Origin of the sequence: Shinella sp. 838 (assembly GCF_029623935.1) — a bacterium.
GTDB lineage: Bacteria > Pseudomonadota > Alphaproteobacteria > Rhizobiales > Rhizobiaceae > Shinella.
This window is the reverse complement of the sequence record NZ_JARSBQ010000011.1, coordinates 76,519-93,110: the sequence shown is the minus strand read 5'-3', so window position 1 is coordinate 93,110 and position 16,592 is coordinate 76,519. Positions and strand designations below refer to the sequence as shown.

General features: G+C 63.2%; 19 protein-coding genes and 2 tRNA genes. 12 read left to right on the top strand and 9 right to left on the bottom strand.

What is annotated here, in order from left to right; translation table 11 throughout:
• The first annotated feature begins 91 nt into the window (after positions 1 to 91).
• On the top strand, positions 92 to 673 hold the full coding sequence (locus P9A16_RS26020; protein ID WP_023517152.1) for a methyltransferase family protein: 582 nt from the start codon (positions 92 to 94) through the stop codon (positions 671 to 673).
• Between the two features lie 2 nt (positions 674 to 675).
• Here the strand turns inward: P9A16_RS26020 and P9A16_RS26015 are convergent, their stop codons facing one another.
• The 3 genes from P9A16_RS26015 to P9A16_RS26005 all read right to left on the bottom strand — a co-directional run bounded on the left by P9A16_RS26015 (position 676) and on the right by P9A16_RS26005 (position 2,136).
• The gene (locus P9A16_RS26015; RefSeq protein ID WP_023517153.1) at positions 676 to 1,203 is read right to left on the bottom strand and encodes a DUF1697 domain-containing protein; all 528 of its coding nucleotides are present in this window, start codon (positions 1,201 to 1,203) and stop codon (positions 676 to 678) included.
• Positions 1,204 to 1,317: 114 nt separating this feature from the next.
• Positions 1,318 to 1,683, bottom strand: coding sequence for a membrane protein insertion efficiency factor YidD (gene yidD / locus P9A16_RS26010; RefSeq protein ID WP_023517155.1), 366 nt, complete (start codon positions 1,681 to 1,683; stop codon positions 1,318 to 1,320).
• Positions 1,684 to 1,689: 6 nt separating this feature from the next.
• Complete coding sequence (locus tag P9A16_RS26005; RefSeq protein ID WP_023517156.1) at positions 1,690 to 2,136, bottom strand: iron-sulfur cluster assembly scaffold protein; 447 nt, start codon at positions 2,134 to 2,136, stop codon at positions 1,690 to 1,692.
• A gap of 393 nt (positions 2,137 to 2,529) precedes the next feature.
• Here P9A16_RS26005 and folE point away from each other — a divergent pair, with 393 nt between their 5' ends.
• The 3 genes from folE (at position 2,530) to P9A16_RS25990 (ending at position 4,955) form a co-directional block, all read left to right on the top strand.
• On the top strand, positions 2,530 to 3,141 hold the full coding sequence (gene folE, locus P9A16_RS26000) for a GTP cyclohydrolase I FolE (RefSeq protein WP_024270818.1): 612 nt from the start codon (positions 2,530 to 2,532) through the stop codon (positions 3,139 to 3,141).
• A 35-nt stretch (positions 3,142 to 3,176) separates the two neighbouring features.
• Positions 3,177 to 3,629, top strand: coding sequence for a phosphoribosyl-AMP cyclohydrolase (gene hisI, locus P9A16_RS25995; RefSeq protein WP_023516452.1), 453 nt, complete (start codon positions 3,177 to 3,179; stop codon positions 3,627 to 3,629).
• Positions 3,630 to 3,992: 363 nt separating this feature from the next.
• Positions 3,993 to 4,955: a patatin-like phospholipase family protein gene (locus P9A16_RS25990; protein ID WP_023516451.1), complete on the top strand. Its 963-nt coding sequence runs from the start codon at positions 3,993 to 3,995 to the stop codon at positions 4,953 to 4,955.
• A gap of 78 nt (positions 4,956 to 5,033) precedes the next feature.
• On the opposite strand, the gene P9A16_RS25985 is transcribed toward P9A16_RS25990, so the two are convergent.
• Both P9A16_RS25985 and P9A16_RS25980 read right to left on the bottom strand, forming a co-directional pair.
• Complete coding sequence (locus P9A16_RS25985; protein WP_023516762.1) at positions 5,034 to 5,462, bottom strand: CBS domain-containing protein; 429 nt, start codon at positions 5,460 to 5,462, stop codon at positions 5,034 to 5,036.
• A 186-nt stretch (positions 5,463 to 5,648) separates the two neighbouring features.
• Positions 5,649 to 6,389, bottom strand: coding sequence for a rhomboid family intramembrane serine protease (locus P9A16_RS25980; RefSeq protein WP_023516763.1), 741 nt, complete (start codon positions 6,387 to 6,389; stop codon positions 5,649 to 5,651).
• Positions 6,390 to 6,682: 293 nt separating this feature from the next.
• Here P9A16_RS25980 and P9A16_RS25975 point away from each other — a divergent pair, with 293 nt between their 5' ends.
• The 3 genes from P9A16_RS25975 (at position 6,683) to P9A16_RS25965 (ending at position 9,158) form a co-directional block, all read left to right on the top strand.
• Positions 6,683 to 7,318: a PAS domain-containing protein gene (locus P9A16_RS25975; protein WP_051758714.1), complete on the top strand. Its 636-nt coding sequence runs from the start codon at positions 6,683 to 6,685 to the stop codon at positions 7,316 to 7,318.
• A 145-nt stretch (positions 7,319 to 7,463) separates the two neighbouring features.
• A complete protein-coding gene (locus P9A16_RS25970; RefSeq protein WP_023516765.1) occupies positions 7,464 to 8,075 on the top strand; it encodes a PilZ domain-containing protein in 612 nt (203 codons plus the stop codon).
• 483 nt (positions 8,076 to 8,558) lie between these two features.
• Positions 8,559 to 9,158, top strand: a complete 600-nt coding sequence (locus P9A16_RS25965; RefSeq protein ID WP_023516323.1) for a transglutaminase-like cysteine peptidase — start codon at positions 8,559 to 8,561, stop codon at positions 9,156 to 9,158.
• A 140-nt stretch (positions 9,159 to 9,298) separates the two neighbouring features.
• Here the strand turns inward: P9A16_RS25965 and P9A16_RS25960 are convergent, their stop codons facing one another.
• A complete protein-coding gene (locus tag P9A16_RS25960) occupies positions 9,299 to 10,273 on the bottom strand; it encodes a GlxA family transcriptional regulator (RefSeq protein ID WP_037407892.1) in 975 nt (324 codons plus the stop codon).
• Between the two features lie 285 nt (positions 10,274 to 10,558).
• On the opposite strand from P9A16_RS25960, the gene P9A16_RS25955 reads away from it, so the two are divergent.
• The 5 genes from P9A16_RS25955 to arsH all read left to right on the top strand — a co-directional run bounded on the left by P9A16_RS25955 (position 10,559) and on the right by arsH (position 13,917).
• The gene (locus P9A16_RS25955; RefSeq protein ID WP_023516325.1) at positions 10,559 to 10,999 is read left to right on the top strand and encodes a BA14K family protein; all 441 of its coding nucleotides are present in this window, start codon (positions 10,559 to 10,561) and stop codon (positions 10,997 to 10,999) included.
• A gap of 134 nt (positions 11,000 to 11,133) precedes the next feature.
• Entirely contained in the window at positions 11,134 to 11,487 is a 354-nt protein-coding gene (locus P9A16_RS25950; RefSeq protein WP_081870640.1) for an ArsR/SmtB family transcription factor, read from the top strand.
• A 243-nt stretch (positions 11,488 to 11,730) separates the two neighbouring features.
• Entirely contained in the window at positions 11,731 to 12,789 is a 1,059-nt protein-coding gene (gene arsB, locus P9A16_RS25945; RefSeq protein ID WP_024270815.1) for an ACR3 family arsenite efflux transporter, read from the top strand.
• 2 nt (positions 12,790 to 12,791) lie between these two features.
• Entirely contained in the window at positions 12,792 to 13,214 is a 423-nt protein-coding gene (arsC, locus tag P9A16_RS25940) for an arsenate reductase (glutaredoxin) (RefSeq protein ID WP_037407886.1), read from the top strand.
• Positions 13,189 to 13,917, top strand: a complete 729-nt coding sequence (gene arsH, locus P9A16_RS25935) for an arsenical resistance protein ArsH (protein ID WP_023517264.1) — start codon at positions 13,189 to 13,191, stop codon at positions 13,915 to 13,917. The genes arsC and arsH overlap by 26 nt, the downstream gene beginning before the upstream one ends.
• 267 nt (positions 13,918 to 14,184) lie before the next feature.
• Here the strand turns inward: arsH and P9A16_RS25930 are convergent.
• The 3 genes from P9A16_RS25930 to P9A16_RS25920 form a co-directional block, all read right to left on the bottom strand.
• Positions 14,185 to 14,259, bottom strand: a tRNA-Glu gene (locus tag P9A16_RS25930).
• 506 nt (positions 14,260 to 14,765) lie between these two features.
• Positions 14,766 to 14,840 (bottom strand) — tRNA-Glu (locus P9A16_RS25925).
• A gap of 138 nt (positions 14,841 to 14,978) precedes the next feature.
• Positions 14,979 to 16,307, bottom strand: a complete 1,329-nt coding sequence (locus P9A16_RS25920; protein ID WP_023516787.1) for a YcbK family protein — start codon at positions 16,305 to 16,307, stop codon at positions 14,979 to 14,981.
• Positions 16,308 to 16,592: the final 285 nt, after the last annotated feature.

The window sequence follows — 16,592 nt, the reverse complement described above, 5'->3', positions numbered from 1 at the left end:
AGTTGGCCGCATACTGGGCGCGGGGCGCCGGCCTTGACTCTCCAGTCACTGGAGGTTGCAGACTGGTCGAGGCCAAGCCCGGAGATCCGACATGCCGTCCCTGCCCCTTCTTTCCGCGACCCTCATGGGCGTCTATCTCGCCGCCTTCCTCGCCCTGACGGCGCGTTCGGCGCGGGCAGCGGAGCGGCCGGCCTGGCTGTTCGGCCTCGGCGGGCGCCAGGGCCTGCCCGCCTTGCTCTTCCGCCTGAGTTTTGCCGGCGCTCTTGTCTATCCCGCGCTTCTGGCCGCAGGCCTGCCGCCGGCGCCGGCGCTTGTCGATCCGTCCTTGCCGGTCCGCCTCGCCGGCCTGCTGCTGGCGCTCGGCGGCGGCGCCTTCGCCGTCCATGCCCAGCACCATATGGGCACGTCCTGGCGCATCGGCTCAGCGGCGGGCCATTCCGGCGCCATCGTCGATACGGGGCCGTTTCGCCTGTCGCGCAATCCGGTCTTCGTCGGGCAGGTGATGCTCCTTGCGGGCTTCGCCATCACCCGGCCCGATGCGGTCCAGCTCGCGCTCACGGCCGTGCTGGTGCTCGCCGTCCGGCTCCAGGTGCGGGTGGAGGAGGATGTGCTGGCCCAGGATCTCGGCGCGGCCTATCGCGCCTACCGGCAGCGTGTCCCCCGGTGGCTGTGAGGTCAGGCGAGCATGGCCGCAAGGCCGTTGACCGTGTTGGCATTGCGCAGGGTGCCGATACCGAGCTTCTTCGTCGTCAGATGCGACAGGAGCCTCGTCTCGCTCGGCTTTTGCGAAAAGTCGATCCAGAGATCGCCGTCGACGATGGCGAGGCGGATGCCGGGCGCTGCAATGCCTTCGAGTTTCGGCAAGATCTCCAGCCCCAGCGGCTTGCGCATGACGCGGATGCCGACATCCGCTCCGTTGCCGTCGGCAAAAGGATTGCCGGCCGCGACGCGCCGCCAGTCCTCCGCGCTGCGCAGGATGATGTCGACATGTTTTCCGAAGCGCGCATGGAACGCCGTTTCCAGCTGCTCCTCGATGGCGGAAAGCGGCGCATCGTCGCCCTCGAAGATCAGGTTGCCGGTAGCAACCAGCGTGCGCGTGTTGCGAAAACCGAGGCCTTCCGCCATGGCCCTGAGATCGGCCATGACAAGCCGTCGGTCCGGGCCGAGCACGATGGAATGCAGGAGAGCGACATAGACCGTCATACGTGCCAGAACTCCCGTACGGCATGTGGCGGGCAGTCGATCACATGGGGATCGACGAAAACGGCGTCGAAATCGCGCGAGGCCTGGCGGTATTCCATCCGAACCGACATGGCGTCACCCTCTCCCGGCCGATATGCGCCACAGCCGCCACGGCGCCCACCAGCGCAAACGCGGCTCCAGCACCTCCGGTACGGGATCGAAACCATGGGTGCCGCCGGGGCCGCAGCGGGCAACGCGGAACAGCGCCAGGAAGCCACCCCGCCACAGGCCATGGCGGGCGACGGCCTCATAGCCGTATTCCGAGCAGGTCGGCAGGTGGCGGCAGGCATTGCCGATGAAGCCGGAAAGCGTCAGCTGGTAGAGGCGGATGAAGCCCATGCCGACGAGGCGGCCCGGCGTCCGGCGGAACGGCCCCTGCCAGTTGCGGCCCCGATGGACGGGCCGCGCGCCGGCATGCCGGCAGTCGGGCGCATCGCACATCGCCTGTCACCCGGCCTTTTCCAGCCGCTTCGCCTCGATCTGGCCGATGGCGTCCACCACGGCGTCGAATGTCAGCATGGTGGAGGCATGGCGGGCCTTGTAGTCCTTGACGGGTTTCAGGAACCGCATGTCCTCGAAGCGACCGTCCGGCCCCTCGCCGTCGGCCTTCAGCATGGCGAGCATCTTTTCGCGCGCATCCCGGATTTCCGCCGCCGTCGCGCCGATGACGTGGCGCGCCATGATCGAGGAGGAGGCCTGGCCGAGCGCGCAGGCCTTTACCTCATGGGCAAAATCCATGACGCGGTCGCCCTCGAGCTTCAGGTAGACCTTGACGCGCGAGCCGCACAACTTGGAATGGGCGCCCGCCTCGCCATCGGCATCGGCAAGCGTGCCGATGCGTGGAATGTTGCCGGCGAATTCGAGGATACGGCTGTTGTAGATATCGTCCATCATGGCCCCGTTTTCCGCATTTTTTGCGGAATCTTCAATGATCCGAGGAGATTATTCCGGCCTCGTCGGTAAAAAAGCACCGCGTGTCGTCTCAAGCCTCTTTCGCAGGCCTCGCTCGATACTATATGATAACTCGTATTGGGGTGAGCGTTTTGCAAGAAGCGGGCAATTCCAGGGAAAGCGTGAAGCGGTTTTCCGTCCGGAATTGCAAGAAGCAAAAAGCAGATCGTTCACCTGTTGTTTGGGAAACCGTGCCGGACGGTCATACGCACTGAGAAGCGAAGACCCGAAAGCCCCGGAGCCCGCCAACGGAACCCAAGCCTGCAGGGTTAGGCGAATGGCCAGTGGCGAGTCCGATAAACACGTCAGGTAACCTGCAGAAAGGTCAATGGGTCCATGGACGCCATAGTCACCAATTTTCCGCGTGTCGACGATCCGTCGGGCCGTCCTTCGCAAAAAGAGGCGGAGGATGCCGTTCGCGTCCTGCTTCGCTGGGCGGGCGACGATCCGGAGCGTGAAGGACTGCTCGATACGCCCAAGCGTGTCGCAAAAGCCTATCGCGAACTGTTCTCCGGTTATGACCTCGCCGCCGAAGACGTGCTCGGCCGCACCTTCGAAGAGGTCGCCGGCTATGACGACATGGTGCTGGTGAAGGACATCCCGTTCTTCTCGCATTGCGAGCACCACATGGTGCCGATCATCGGCAAGGCGCATGTCGCCTACCTGCCGAACGGCCGGGTGCTGGGCCTCTCCAAGATCGCCCGCGTGGTCGAGATCTACGGTCGTCGCCTGCAGACGCAGGAGACGATGACGGCGCAGATCGCCAGGTCGATCGACGAGACGCTGAACCCGCGCGGCGTCGCCGTGATGATCGAGGCCGAGCATATGTGCATGGCGATGCGCGGCATCCAGAAACAGGGCTCGACAACGCTCACCACCACCTTTACCGGTGCCTTCAAGACCGAACCGACCGAGCAGGTCCGGTTCATGACGATGATCCGGAGCTAGGCGAGGCCGGCTCCCTTTCGACGGAGCCGACCGCCATGCCGATCACCTTCCAAAGCCCCTCCAAGGACAAGGCCGAGCTCGAAACGGGCCCGGCCTTCACGCCGCGTTTCGACGAGCACGGCCTGGTGACGGCCGTGGTGACGGATGCGAAGGACGGCGAACTGCTGATGGTCGCCCACATGAACGCCGAGGCGCTGGCGCTGACCGTCGAGACGGGCATCGCGCATTACTGGAGCCGCTCGCGCAAGGCGCTGTGGAAGAAGGGCGAGACGTCGGGCAACCTGCAGACCGTGGTGGAGCTGCGCACGGATTGCGACCAGGACGCCGTGTGGCTGAAGGTCTCGGTCGCCGGCCACGACGCGACCTGCCACACAGGCCGCCGCTCCTGCTTCTACCGCACCGTCTCAAGCGGCCCGGACGGTGCCCTGCTGACGATCACCGGCGGCACGCCACAATTCGATCCGGCGTCGGTCTACGGGAAAAATTAAGCATCCCGGCGAAATCCGTCCGGTTTCGGCACGGATTCATCAATTGGCAACCGGTGCCGACGCCTAATGCCCCCCATGGCGGCCTCTACCCCCGCCATTGGATCAGGACATGGAACCCCATCGCTCTCGTGCGTCACGACCGGTTTCCAAGGCCACCCTCACCGGGGTGCCGATCCTGCGGGCGAAGGCCCTCCTCCAGCTGCGACCGGACGCACACGGGACAACCCGCCGGGAGATTATCTTCGGCAAAGTTCCCCGCGTCACAGAGTGCTTCTATCCTGTCATCTATTGTGTTGCCGAGGGTGCCGAGGCACCGGAACGGATTGCCTCGCTGCGAATTCCTCTTGGTAATGGAGGTCCGGAATGTTGAACTGGAGTTTCAATCGTAGTCTCGTAACGGCGGATGCATCCGACCCCGGCGGCCCTTCCATGAACGACATGTCCCATATTCCCGCGCCGGCCACGCCGCGCAAATCCAAGATCGCGCTGGCGCTGGGCGGCGGTGCTGCCCGCGGCTGGGCCCATATCGGCGTGCTCCGGGCGCTGGACGAGGAAGGCATCGAGGTCTCGATGATCGCCGGCACCTCGATCGGCGCTCTCGTCGGCGGCTGTTATCTCGCCGGCAAGCTGGACGAACTGGAGGCCTTCGCCCGCTCGCTCACCATGCGGCGCATCGCCAGCCTTCTCGATTTCACCATTCGCGGTTCCGGCCTCTTCGGCGGCATGCGGCTGACCAGACGCATGCAGGAGCATCTGGAGAATCTCTCGATCGAGAGCCTCGACCGCCCCTTCGTCGCCGTCGCCACCGAGGTCAACAGCGGCCACGAGGTCTGGATCAACAGCGGCGCGCTGATCACCGCCATCCGTGCCTCCTATGCCCTGCCCGGCATCTTCGAGCCGATCAAGTGCAACAACCGCACGCTGGTCGATGGGGCGCTGGTCAATCCGGTTCCGGTGTCGGTCTGCCGCGCCCACGAGGAGCCGCTGGTCGTTGCCGTCAACCTCAATTACGACCTTTATGGCCGCTCGGCAGTGATCAAGCACAGCGCCAGCGAACAGAAGATCGATGAGCACAAGCAGGAGGACAGCGCTGCGCGCCTCGGCCTGACGAGCGTCATGGTACAGTCCTTCAACATTATCCAGGACCGCATTTCACGCGCGCGCCTTGCCGGCGACCCGCCGGATCTCGCGCTGCACCCCAAACTTTCGGATATCGGCCTGTCGGAGTTCCACCGCGCCGGCGAAGCGATCGACCGCGGTTACCTGGAGGCAAAGGCCCGCATAACCGAGATCAAGCGCATGCAGGAAGTCGTGCTGATGCGCTGAGAGAAGCTGGCTTGTATAAACACCGGAGCGGGCGGAGCGACACATCGCTCCGCCCGAAACCGTTCGGGAGACCTGCAATCAGCCGGCGATATAGGCCTTGATGGCATCCGCTTCGTGCTGGATCGCCCGGATATGGGATTTCACCACGTCACCGATCGAGATGATACCGACGAGCCTGCCGTCCTTCTCCACCGGGATATGGCGGGCGCGCAGCGTGCTCATCATTTCCATGAGTTCATCGACGGTCTGGTTCTCGCCGCAACGATGGACATTGCCCCACATGATGGAGGAAATGGGTTTGTCCAGGCATTCGGCCCCGTTGCGGGCCACGGCGGCAACGATATCGCGTTCGGTCGCAATGCCGGCGATGCGGTCGTTGCGGTCGAGGATGACGATGGCGCCGATGTGATTTTCATGCAGATAGACGGCAGCTTGCCTGACGGTGAGCTGCGGGCCGCCGGTGACGACGTTGCGGCCTTTTTCGTCCAGTATCGTCTTTACATACATGCGTACCTCCCGTGTGCATCATGAACGCAGAGAGGCGGGACACCCGCGCAGGGATGCCCTGCCAGTACCGGCGACACCCGCTTCCTCCTGCACGGTGTCGCCCCGTTCCGGTGTGCATGTGCGAACCGGAACACAACCATGGTGCGCCACGAAGGAGGCGATTGCAAGACCGCTAATGGACTATCGTTAATCCCGGCGGCTTTCCGACGTTGCCACATCGAACAGCGGGAAGAACAGGAAGCCGAACAGGAAGCCGCCGATATGGGCTTCCCAGGCGATGGCCCCGCCGGCATCCGAGCCGAAGATCTGGCCGAATCCGATCAGGAAGTTCGTCAGGAACCAGATGCCGGAAAAGACCAGCACGGACCGGTTGGACAGCGCCTCTGCGATCGTCAGGCGGCGGTTGAGATGGGCGAACTGCCGGCTGATGCGACCGCTCGGCGAGAAGACGAAGCGGGCCGCTGCCCCCATCAGGCCCGACACGACGCCGGAGGCGCCGACGACGAGGATCATCGCGCCCCAGTGCAGGGCCGTATGAAAGGCAACGGCCGCGACGGCCGAAAGGCACCAGAACAGGAAGAAGCGCGTGACACCGATGCGGCGCACCACCGGCGCCCCGAAGGCGACCATCCAGAAGGCGTTGAAGATCAGGTGTTCCCAGCTGCCATGCAGCAGCGAATAGGTGACAGGCCCCCAGAGCCAGCCGAGATCCTGCTCGGCGAAGGGTATGGCATAGCGCCCGGGAATGAAGGCGAAATGCAGGAGCACGTACTCGTCCGCAGAGGCCGAGAGAAGATAGGTGCGGATCACATGGATTGCGGTCAGGAGTGCCAGGACCGCGACGAGGCTGCCCGGCAGGTTGAAGGCCGGCTCTCGCTTGCGGATATCCGCACTGCCATCCCGCGCGTCAACGCCGTCGTTGCTCATGACCGATCCACCAAACTTATAAAATACGAATCGCGCTTATACAGAGAAAAGAAAGGCCGTGCAGCTTTCGCTGACGGCCGGCGCCCCCAATCCCCGGGGCTGAAATCGATGTGCAGTAAACCATTCCCTCGTGGAGGGATGCCCGGATGTTCTCCCATGCCGGCCGCAAGCGCAATCGAAACCAATCGTTAACCTTAACGGCGCGCTGGCACGAAACTCGCTCCTTCCCTGGCATGACCACCATATGCCCGGCCTTTCGTGCCGGAACGGAACAGAACCGATTGGAAATGAGCATGCAGACGAAGGCCATCACGGCCCTTTACGATTACTGGACGCGCCAGCGTGGCGATCGCCGCGTTCCGCTGCGAAGCGCCATCGAGCCCGCCGACATCGCGCCGATCCTCCCGGATGTCTTCATCCTGGAACACGACCGGCTGCACGATCCGCGTTTTCGCCTGGCGGGCACGCGCCTCTGTGCGCAGTTCGGCCGGGAACTGAAGGCGACCGGCTTCGACACGCTCTTTGCGCCCGACCAGCGCACCCGCATCGCGCGGATCACCGAGAATGTGATGGCGCATGCGGCACCCGCGGTCCTGCAGGTCGCACTCGTCGATGGCCGGCTGGAGACCACCGAGGCCGAGATCGTGCTGCTGCCGCTCGCCAGCAACGGCAAAGTGGCCGATCGCATCATCGGCGCCTTCTCCCCCCTGCCCGGCCAGCGCCAGCCGCTGAGCGCCTTCCGCTATGCGACACTCGGCGCGCTTTCGGTCATCGACCCGAGCCGCGCGCGCACCCTCGAGGGCAACCGGCCCGCCGTTCCCATGCCCACCTCCATCATGGCCATGCGGCCGGTGGGGCTTGGCCAAACGGTGAACCGCGTGCTGCATCTTCGCATCTTCGAAGGCGGCCGCCAGACTGACGATACGTGAGGTTGGCGGCACAACTACAATCGAGGGCGCTTCATAGTTGTTGACGGATGCGTGTGTGACGACTTTTCCACGGCGCAGCGAACCTTCTGTTAACCCCGAAAGATTAAGAGTTGGAAAGAGATAGGATCATCAGGCCCGCGCGCACATGTACTCATTCCAGCAAGCATCGCCCGCCGCCCGCAAGCCGCAGCCCGAGCAGCGCAGCTTTCAGCGCGTCTCGGTGACCCTGCCCGGCCGGCTGATGCTGCCCAATCACGATGAATACGAGTGCACGGTGCTCGACATGTCGCCCGGCGACGCCAACTTCATCTGTGCCGCCCGCCCGCGCATGGGCGAGCGCATCATCGCCTATGTCGATCATCTCGGCCGCATCGAGGGCAGCGTCGCCGCCCTCAACGACAATGGCTTTGCCATTCTCCTTACCGCCACGGACCGCAAGCGCGAAAAACTCGCCGCACAGCTAACCTGGATCGCCAACAAGCATGAACTGGGCCTGCCGGAAGACCGCCGCCACAACCGCCTGACGCCGCGCAACACCCGCACCGAGCTGTCGCTCGACGACGGCCGGCGCTATCCCTGCCGCATCATCGACCTGTCGCTCTCCGGCGCCGCCGTCGATATCGACGTGCGCCCGGCCCTGGGCACCCCCATCCAGCTCGGCAACATGAAGGGCCGCGTCGTGCGCCACTTCCAGGAGGGCGTCGCCATCGAGTTCTCCTCCGTCCAGTCGAAGGAAGCCTTGACCGCTTTCCTGTAACATTTCAGGACGGCATGACACCGACCTGTTCCACAAGGGCCCCGCGGGGCCCTTTGCTGTTTCAGGACGAAACAGATCAATCTGCGCAAAAATAAATTCAAAAAAATTTTGTCCGTCAAAAGCGTTTTTCTGACGCTAGCAGTGTTTCCCCTGACTTTTCGCGCACCCGCTCGGCACCGGATGTGGCTCCCCATCCCCTCCGCCGGCACGCTCAGCCGGAAAACAACCTTCCGTTAAATCGAGTAGGAGTCGAAAAATATCCTTTTAAACCAGCTAATTACGCCACAAGCAGCGCCCCCGGAGCAGGTGGAAATTCGTTCAAATTTTAATCAAATACATCTCAAATACAGATCAAAACAAACTCAAATTCTATTATTATTTTATGCTTATGCGATCTTGATTTGAACTAAGTTATACTTCGGCTTTTCGCGTAAGCTCAAAACATAGCTGTCATTGTGACCTCATCAAACGGGGACGAACACAATGACAAAAACGATCAAGACAGGGACGTTTGCATTCCTCTTCTCTCTCGCCGCCGCCGGTGCCGCGATGGCGCTGCCCGCGAACATTCCGCTGGCCGGCGCGACCAACCAGCCCATCGGGCATTATGAATTCTGCAAGCAGTACAGCGACGAGTGCGGCTCGAACGGCAAGGATGCCGGCCCGCTCACGCTGACGCAGGAAAACTGGAAGACGATCCTCAACGTCAATTTTTCGGCCAACACCGAGTTCGCACCGCTGACAGACATGGAAATCTACGGCGTCGAGGAACAGTGGACCTATCCCAACGGCGCGGCGGACTGCGAGGACTACGTGCTGATCAAGCGCAAGCGCCTGATGGAAGCCGGCATCTCGCCGTCGAACCTCCTCATCACCGTCGTGCTGCAGCCGAACGGCGAAGGCCATGCCGTGCTGACCGTGCGCACCGACCGCGGCGACTTCGTGCTCGACAACATGCGCAACAAGGTCCTGCTCTGGTCGCAGACCGAATACCGCTACCTGAAGCGCCAGTCCTCGGCCAATGCCGGCAAGTGGGTCAAGCTTCAGGACGGTCGTGCCGACGCCGTCGGTAGCGTCAAGTAACATCGGTCGCCGCAAGGCGCCGTATGACGAGACTGCCCGGCGACCCCGCCGGGCGCGAGAAAGGGCCCGGTCAGTCCCCCAATCCCCGTCCCCGACCATGGCCCTGCGGCCGGTTCTGCTGTCCCGGAACCGGCCGCGCTCTATTTGGCCCGCTGCTCGGCCCGGAGCTTGAGCGGGCTGGCGCCGAAGTGATTGCGGAAGGCGCGCGAAAAGGCGGAAAGGCTGTCGAAGCCACTGCGCAGCGCCACATCCTGGATTGAAAGCGACGTGTCGCGCACCAGCCGCTGTGCTGCCGTCAGCCGCAGGCGCAAATAATATTTTCCCGGCCCGATGCCGAGGCCCGTGGCAAACAGCGTCTCCAGCTTGCGCGTGGAAAAACCGAGACGCCTTGCGAGCGCGGCAATGGTCAGCGGCCTGTCGATCGTGCGTTCCATGAGGCGGATCGCTGCGGCGAGGTCCGGCTGATGTTCTCCCAGCCGGCCGAGCGAGACGAGCGGCTGCGCATCCGTCGCGGCATGCACCTCGTCATAGACGAAGACGCTCGCCACATCGAGCGCCACTGCCGAACCGAATCGCTCGCGCACCAGATGCAGCATCATGTCGAAGGTCGGCGAAGCGCCACCGGAGGTCCAGAGCGGCCCGTCTGTGACGAAGCGGTCGGCCCGGACATTGAGCGCCGGAAAGGCCGCCGCAAAATCCTCCAGCTCCTCCCAATGCGCCGTCGCATCGCGCCCATCGAGCAGGCCGGAGCGCGCCAGCAGCCAGCAGCCCGATTCGATGCCGGCCACCACGTCGAACCGCCGCGCCACCTTCTTCAGCCGCGACACGAAGGTCCGGTCGGCATGGCGCTCCTGGTTGAAACCGGCGATGACGAGCAGCGCATCGCCGCTCGTGACATCGGCAAAGGCGCCGTCCACGCGGATTTCCACACCGCAGGTCAGAAGCACCGGCTTGCCCAAAGGCGACAGGATCGTCCAGCGGAAGACCGGCTCCGGCACGACACGATTTGCCGCGCGCATCGGATCGAGCGCCGAGGCGAGCGACATGATCGACGACTCGGGCAGAAGCACGATCGTGATGTCGAGCGGCCCCTGCCGCGGCGCTTGTTTGCTCATGTGGAAATTGTCAAAAAAGATGCGCATTCTGTCAATCGGCAAAATCGCATTCGGGCATGATCGCTCACACAGGAGATCTGGAGATGCAGCCGGATTGTGGTGAGAACCCCTGTACCCCGAACACCCTGATCCGCATTTTACCGGAACGGGTTGGCGAGCCGACAAGGCGGACCAACCCGTTTTTTTTGACGTTTTTCCTTACGGAATCATGGCTTTTGCCAGGCTTTCGGAACCACACCGCCCTTGCCGCGTTCTTCTTCCGAAGAAGCAGGAAAGGTTTTTGCCATGTTGAATTTGAAGACTGGTCTTGCCGCAGGGGCGCTTTCCCTCGCGCTCGCGCTGACCTCCGTCATCCCCGCCCAGGCCGTGACCTTCGCAAGGGTGCCCGTGCCGGAAGCTTCTGCCGTGGAGAAGGTGCAATATCGCTACGAGCGCCGCGATCGCCGGGACCGGTATGAGCGGCGCGCAGACAGGCGCTGGCACGGCCACCGCGGCTATCGGGACTATCGCCCGGGCTATCGCCGCCATTCGGACGGCTGGTGGTATCCCCTCGCCGCTTTCGGCCTCGGTGCTGCAATCGGCGGTGCCATCGCCAATCAGCCGCAGGCGGGTGGCGGATCGCACCAGAGCTGGTGCGCCAACCGCTATCGGTCATACCGCGCCTATGACAACACGTTCCAGCCTTACAACGGCCCGCGCCAGCAGTGCGTCTCGCCTTACTCGTAACGAACGCACAACAGGCAAAACAAGGGGCGGCCATCTGGCTGCCCCTTTTTGCATGGACCGCGAACAGGCGCCGGCAGCGGAAGGGTCAATCCGGCCTGCATTGACAAAGGAAACACATCCATTATTCTGGATATATGGAAAATTCTTCAGTCGTAAACACCCTTGCAGGGCTGGCCCAGACAACGCGCCTTGAAACCTTCAGGCTTCTCGTTCGGCACGAACCTGCAGGAGTGCCGGCGGGCGAGCTCGCTCGATTGCTCGACGTTCCCCAGAACACGATGTCCGCGCATCTTGCCACCCTGTCGAGAGCGGGCCTCGTCAAAAGCGAGCGACAAAGCCGCTCGATCATATACAGAGCCAATCTGGATGGCCTTCGCGAACTGATGCTCTTCCTTCTCAAAGACTGCTGCGGCGGCTCCACTGCGCTTTGCGCCCCGTTGATCGCGGAACTTACGCCGTGCTGCAAACCGCAAGAGCGACCCACATGACCACGAACCCGATCTCCGAAAGGAATCCGGCGCTCAAGCGCCTTTCGGCAAAACCTGAGTCTGAGATCTAGGCGACGGATTCAGCCATGGCCGACAGAATCTCCTCCGCGCCCTTATGCGCGCGGACAACCCCACACTGCCCTTCTCACCCTTCACCTTTACCGATAAATCGGCGCTTGAGCCGGTGTCGCGTGAAATCGGCAAAATGGATGGCACGGAAGCTGCTCCTGCAAGGGAAAACGGATGTCTACCTTTGAACGATATCTGACCGTCTGGGTCCTTCTCTGCATCATCGTCGGTGTTGCTCTCGGGCATGGGGCGCCTGACGTGTTTCAGGCCATCGCCTCCATCGAAATCGCGAAGGTCAACATTCCCGTCGCGGTCCTCATCTGGCTGATGATCATTCCGATGCTGATCAGGATCAATTTTCGATCCATGACAAAAGTCGGGGCATTCTGGCGTGGCATCGGGGTGACGCTGCTCGTCAACTGGGCGATCAAACCATTCTCGATGGCGATCCTGGCATGGCTCTTCATCGGCTGGCTGTTTCGACCGTATCTGCCTGCGGACCAGGTCGATTCCTACATCGCCGGCCTGATCATCCTCGCTGCGGCCCCCTGCACCGCAATGGTCTTCGTCTGGAGCAACCTCACCCGCGGCGAGCCATTGTTCACCCTGTCGCAGGTCGCCCTCAACGACGCGATCATGATCGTGGCCTTCGCGCCCGTCGTGGGCCTGCTGTTGGGCCTGTCGGCGATCTCCGTTCCCTGGGACACGCTTGCGATCTCCGTCGTCCTGTACATCGCCATACCGGTCGTCATCGCTCAGCTTCTGAGGAACAGGCTGACCGCGGATGGCAATTCGTCGCGGTTGAGCGGCCTGCTGGAGACGCTGCAACCGGTCTCCCTCGTCTCGCTGCTGGCGACCCTCGTCCTGCTGTTCGGCCTCCAGGGGGAGCAGATCATCGCGCAACCCGCGGTCATCGGCCTGCTCGCCGTGCCGATCCTCATTCAGGTCTACCTGAATTCCGGCCTTGCCTATGTGCTGAATCGCCTATCCGGCGAGCAACACTGTGTCGCCGGGCCGTCCGCCCTGATCGGCGCCAGCAATTTCTTCGAACTGGCGGTCGCCGCCGCCATCAGCCTGTTCGGATTTCAATCCGGGGCCGCGCTGGCCACCGTCGTCGGCGTCCTCATCGAAGTCCCGGTGATGCTGTCGGTCGTCTGGATCGTGAACAGGTCGAAGGGCTGGTACGAGGCCTCACCCGCCGTCTCCCGAAACATATCAACGGAAAGCGCATGACCATGGACGTTACCATCTATCACAATCCCGCATGCGGCACATCCCGGAACGCCTTGGCCATGATCCGCAATGCCGGGATCGAACCCAGGGTGGTCGAGTACCTGAAGACGCCTCCGACACGCGCGCAGCTTGCCGGGATGATCGCCGGCGCCGGTCTCACCGTCCGAGCTGCTGTCCGCGAGAAGGAACCGCGCTATGCGGAGCTCGGGCTCGACAATCCGGCGCTCACGGACGACGAGCTGCTCGATGCCATGCTGCGAGACCCCATCCTGATCAACCGCCCCTTTGTCGTTTCACCCATGGGGACGCGCCTTGCCCGCCCGTCCGAAACCGTTCTCGATATCCTTCCCGACACGCACCGGGGCTCCTTCGCGAAGGAAGACGGCGAACAGGTTCTCGATGAAAAGGGGCAGCGCCTTGTCTGAGCCATTGCCAGCGGCCTCGCCGGACCATCTGCGCAAGCCCGATCCGGCTGCTCTCCGGCCGCCGTTTTCGACGCACCGCCCCCGCATCCTGATCCTCTACGGCTCTCTGCGCGACATATCCTACAGCCGGCTCCTCGCCTTTGAAGCGCAGCGCTTGCTGGAGCATCATGGTTGTGACGTCCGGTTGTTTGATCCGAGAGGCCTGCCGTTGCCGGACGAGGCACCGGCCGCTCACCCGAAGGTCCGGGAGCTGCGTGAACTGTCGGCATGGTCCGAAGGGCAGGTCTGGATCAGTCCGGAGCGCCACGGCGCGATGACCGGGATCATGAAGGCGCAAATCGACTGGATACCGCTGTCCGTCGGCTCGGTCCGCCCGACCCAGGGCAAGACGCTTGCCGTCATGCAGGTTTCCGGCGGCAGCCAGTCCTTCAATGCCGTGAACCAGCTTCGTATCCTTGGCCGCTGGATGCGGATGATCACCATTCCCAACCAGTCGTCGGTTGCCAAGGCCTATCAGGAATTCGACGCGGAGGGGCGAATGAAGCCTTCATCCTACTACGACCGCGTCGTCGACGTCTGCGAGGAGCTGGTGAAATTCACGCTTCTGACCCGTGACGCCTCTTCCTACCTCACCGATCGCTACAGCGAGCGGAAGGAGGACGCCGCCAAGCTGGAGCAGCGGGTGCGGCTGACGTCGATCTGACATACGGATGTCGCCGGACAACATCCGCCGCATTTCGCCACCCCCCGACGGCTAAGGCGACAATGGCCGAGAAGCCGAGGTTGCGGACTGTCGACGCCATTGATTTTCCTGCTTATTTCGGTGAGCGCAAGATCGTCGACGTTCTCCCGGCTGACAAGCGGCGGGACAGCCGCGACCGGGCGACAAGCTTGTTGTACGGCAAAGCGGCACGGCGTACTGCAAGCCGTGAATCCTGCAGGATTTCAAACACGAAATGGAAGGAGAGAGTGGCACGCCCTAGGGGAGTCGAACCCCTCTTTTCAGAATGAAAATCTGACGTCCTAACCGATAGACGAAGGGCGCGTGCGGTGGGCGTTATCTAGTCGGGACCGCATGGATTCGCAAGACGAAAAATCGCGTCGGCGCGAAGTTTTTCACAGGCGGGAGTGAAGGATAGGAGCCAGCGCATTTCGAGGGCGCTCCGCCTGCCGGACGCCCGAGCCACGCCTTGCCGCCCAGCCAGATTTGACCACTGGCAATTCTGCATCGGCCTTCCCATATCTCTTCTGCTGAGGACCTGAGGTTGCCGCCGTTGACCCTCCCGGCGTCGCCCGTTGGCTCGGCTTCGTTGCCCCGTCGGCAACACGCAGCCGCTCGTCCGGCAAGCTGGGCCGGGCGGGCGGCGCGACCCAAGCGGTTCGAGACCCCGGAGCGCTGGGCCAAGCTCGACGGGGCCTCTCGCCCGACCGCGTAAGATGGCAGCCGTGACGGTTAAACGTTCTGAGCCATGCTTCGTTCCGAAAGGCGTGCGGAAACGACACACCAAAGCACGGCATCGGTTGTTTTTTTACAGTAAGTACAGGAGAGAGTGGCACGCCCTAGGGGAGTCGAACCCCTCTTTTCAGAATGAAAATCTGACGTCCTAACCGATAGACGAAGGGCGCGTGCGGTGGGCGTCTTATAGAAGGGCATCCTGCCTTCTGCAAGCCGGAAAAAGCTGTTGTGACAAAAAAATGAAGAGCCGCCCCGAGGGCGGCTTTTCACGCGAAAAGGTATCGATCACAGAGGGTTAGAGACACCGCCTACTTGCGTCGGCGGCAGCGCCAGTTCCAGTCGCGTTCAGGACCGACGTCGATATGCACGGATTCGGTATGGCAATAGGTGCCGACGCCGCCGCGGCCCGGCATGGTGCGCAGATACTCCGCCAGCTCCCATTTGCTGACGCCGGAAATCTGGATGTCGGCCGCTTCGCAGCGCGTGTGCAGCGACTGCTTCGTCCGGTTGACCTTCAGGTCGCGCAGGCCCGAGGTGACGATGATCGGCTTGTCATAGTGGGTCTCGATCGTCTTCAGCACCTGCAGCAGCTCCGGCTTGAAACAGCCGGTGCGCACCTTGTCCGTCTGCAGCCACAGGCCGTTCGGTGCAAGGCGGGCAAGGCCGGCAAGCGAGGCGACTTCCTTGAACTGCGGGCCGTCATCCTCGACCTCGTCGGCCTCGGAGTGATCCGTCGAGAACATGGCGCTCGCCATCGAGACGCCCGGCAGCGTGCCGAGCGAGGCCTTGCGGGTGGTGTTTGCGCTTTCCCGGTTGAGCACGCGGCGCGGTTGCTCGGCAAAACGGTCGCCATCGAACTGCTGCTTGGCCTCGCGCTTGCCCGCGAAGAGCGAGGCGAGCGTCACGGTCTTTCTCGGCTCGTCCTTCTTGATGCCGGTCGCGCTCATCTGATCCGTGGTGCCGGGCAGCACGGCCGCAGCGCCATCGTCCGCCGGCGTCGCAAGCGCAAGTTCGGCCGCATTGCCGGTTGCGGCCTCCGCCGCAAGAGCCGTTCGCGCGGTCTTGGGGATCGGCCCGTTTTCCGGCAGCGTGATTTCCGCCTGCTCGTCGCCGAGCGTGGCGAGGGGCTGCTGGCCGGTTGCCCCGACCGGCGGCATGTCCTCGACCGGCAGACGGCCGGACTGGTCTGTCGTCTGCGCGGCACCGGTATTGGCATAGAGGCTGTTGACGGAGGCATTGGCGCCGACGGTCTGCGTCGCATAGGCATTGCCGGTCGCGACGGCCTGGCTGCCGTTGCCGTATATGCTGGCTTTGCCGGCATTCAGCGTCGTCGGCTGCATCACGAGACCGGCCCGGTCACCGGTTGCCTCGCCCGCGACCTGCTGGTCCGCCGTGGCGGCGGCCGCGATATCGAGGGCGGCGGAAGAATCTGCGTTCGCAGCACCCGCGCTCACCACGGGCGTGGTGGTCTCGTCCGTGCTGCCTTCGGCGACCGTGTCTTCGCTTTCCTGCGCAGCCTTGTTATCCGCGCGCATATCCGTGGAGACTGCGGAAACGCAGCCCGAGAGCGTGGCGACCGACACGGCCAGCAGCAATCCATACCGCAGCGCCTTCAGGCCTGGCCACTTTCCCTGCATGTCCTGCAAAGGCTTTCCCCCGCTTTCGACGTTCACACCCTCGGTCTTGCCGCCGATAGGGCCATTTCTTCAAACAGTCGCAACCGCAATCGAGAAAAGCCATAGGGCCAGGCTGCGGTTGCCGCGATGTTAGCGTTTCGGCCGGTGGTGTAAAGGCCGAAGCGCGTGAAGCCGTGAAACGCAGAACGGGAGGCTATCCGGCCCAAATCGGCCAAAGCACCCTCTCGCTGGCGATCGACCGGATGGGCAAGAGATTTCCGGTCAAATACGGCGGAACGATGATTG

Coding starts and splice junctions, on each gene's coding strand:
- arsC (WP_037407886.1), top strand. CDS start 12,792: ATGGACGTTACCATCTATCACAATCCCGCATGCGGCACATCCCGGAAC.
- P9A16_RS25980 (WP_023516763.1), bottom strand. CDS start 6,389: ATGAGCAACGACGGCGTTGACGCGCGGGATGGCAGTGCGGATATCCGC.
- P9A16_RS25985 (WP_023516762.1), bottom strand. CDS start 5,462: ATGTATGTAAAGACGATACTGGACGAAAAAGGCCGCAACGTCGTCACC.
- folE (WP_024270818.1), top strand. CDS start 2,530: ATGGACGCCATAGTCACCAATTTTCCGCGTGTCGACGATCCGTCGGGC.
- P9A16_RS25990 (WP_023516451.1), top strand. CDS start 3,993: ATGTTGAACTGGAGTTTCAATCGTAGTCTCGTAACGGCGGATGCATCC.
- yidD (WP_023517155.1), bottom strand. CDS start 1,683: ATGTGCGATGCGCCCGACTGCCGGCATGCCGGCGCGCGGCCCGTCCAT.
- P9A16_RS26015 (WP_023517153.1), bottom strand. CDS start 1,203: ATGACGGTCTATGTCGCTCTCCTGCATTCCATCGTGCTCGGCCCGGAC.
- P9A16_RS25970 (WP_023516765.1), top strand. CDS start 7,464: ATGTACTCATTCCAGCAAGCATCGCCCGCCGCCCGCAAGCCGCAGCCC.
- arsB (WP_024270815.1), top strand. CDS start 11,731: ATGTCTACCTTTGAACGATATCTGACCGTCTGGGTCCTTCTCTGCATC.
- hisI (WP_023516452.1), top strand. CDS start 3,177: ATGCCGATCACCTTCCAAAGCCCCTCCAAGGACAAGGCCGAGCTCGAA.
- P9A16_RS25950 (WP_081870640.1), top strand. CDS start 11,134: ATGGAAAATTCTTCAGTCGTAAACACCCTTGCAGGGCTGGCCCAGACA.
- P9A16_RS25975 (WP_051758714.1), top strand. CDS start 6,683: ATGCAGACGAAGGCCATCACGGCCCTTTACGATTACTGGACGCGCCAG.
- arsH (WP_023517264.1), top strand. CDS start 13,189: ATGAAAAGGGGCAGCGCCTTGTCTGAGCCATTGCCAGCGGCCTCGCCG.
- P9A16_RS26020 (WP_023517152.1), top strand. CDS start 92: ATGCCGTCCCTGCCCCTTCTTTCCGCGACCCTCATGGGCGTCTATCTC.
- P9A16_RS25960 (WP_037407892.1), bottom strand. CDS start 10,273: ATGAGCAAACAAGCGCCGCGGCAGGGGCCGCTCGACATCACGATCGTG.
- P9A16_RS25955 (WP_023516325.1), top strand. CDS start 10,559: ATGTTGAATTTGAAGACTGGTCTTGCCGCAGGGGCGCTTTCCCTCGCG.
- P9A16_RS25920 (WP_023516787.1), bottom strand. CDS start 16,307: ATGCAGGGAAAGTGGCCAGGCCTGAAGGCGCTGCGGTATGGATTGCTG.
- P9A16_RS26005 (WP_023517156.1), bottom strand. CDS start 2,136: ATGATGGACGATATCTACAACAGCCGTATCCTCGAATTCGCCGGCAAC.
- P9A16_RS25965 (WP_023516323.1), top strand. CDS start 8,559: ATGACAAAAACGATCAAGACAGGGACGTTTGCATTCCTCTTCTCTCTC.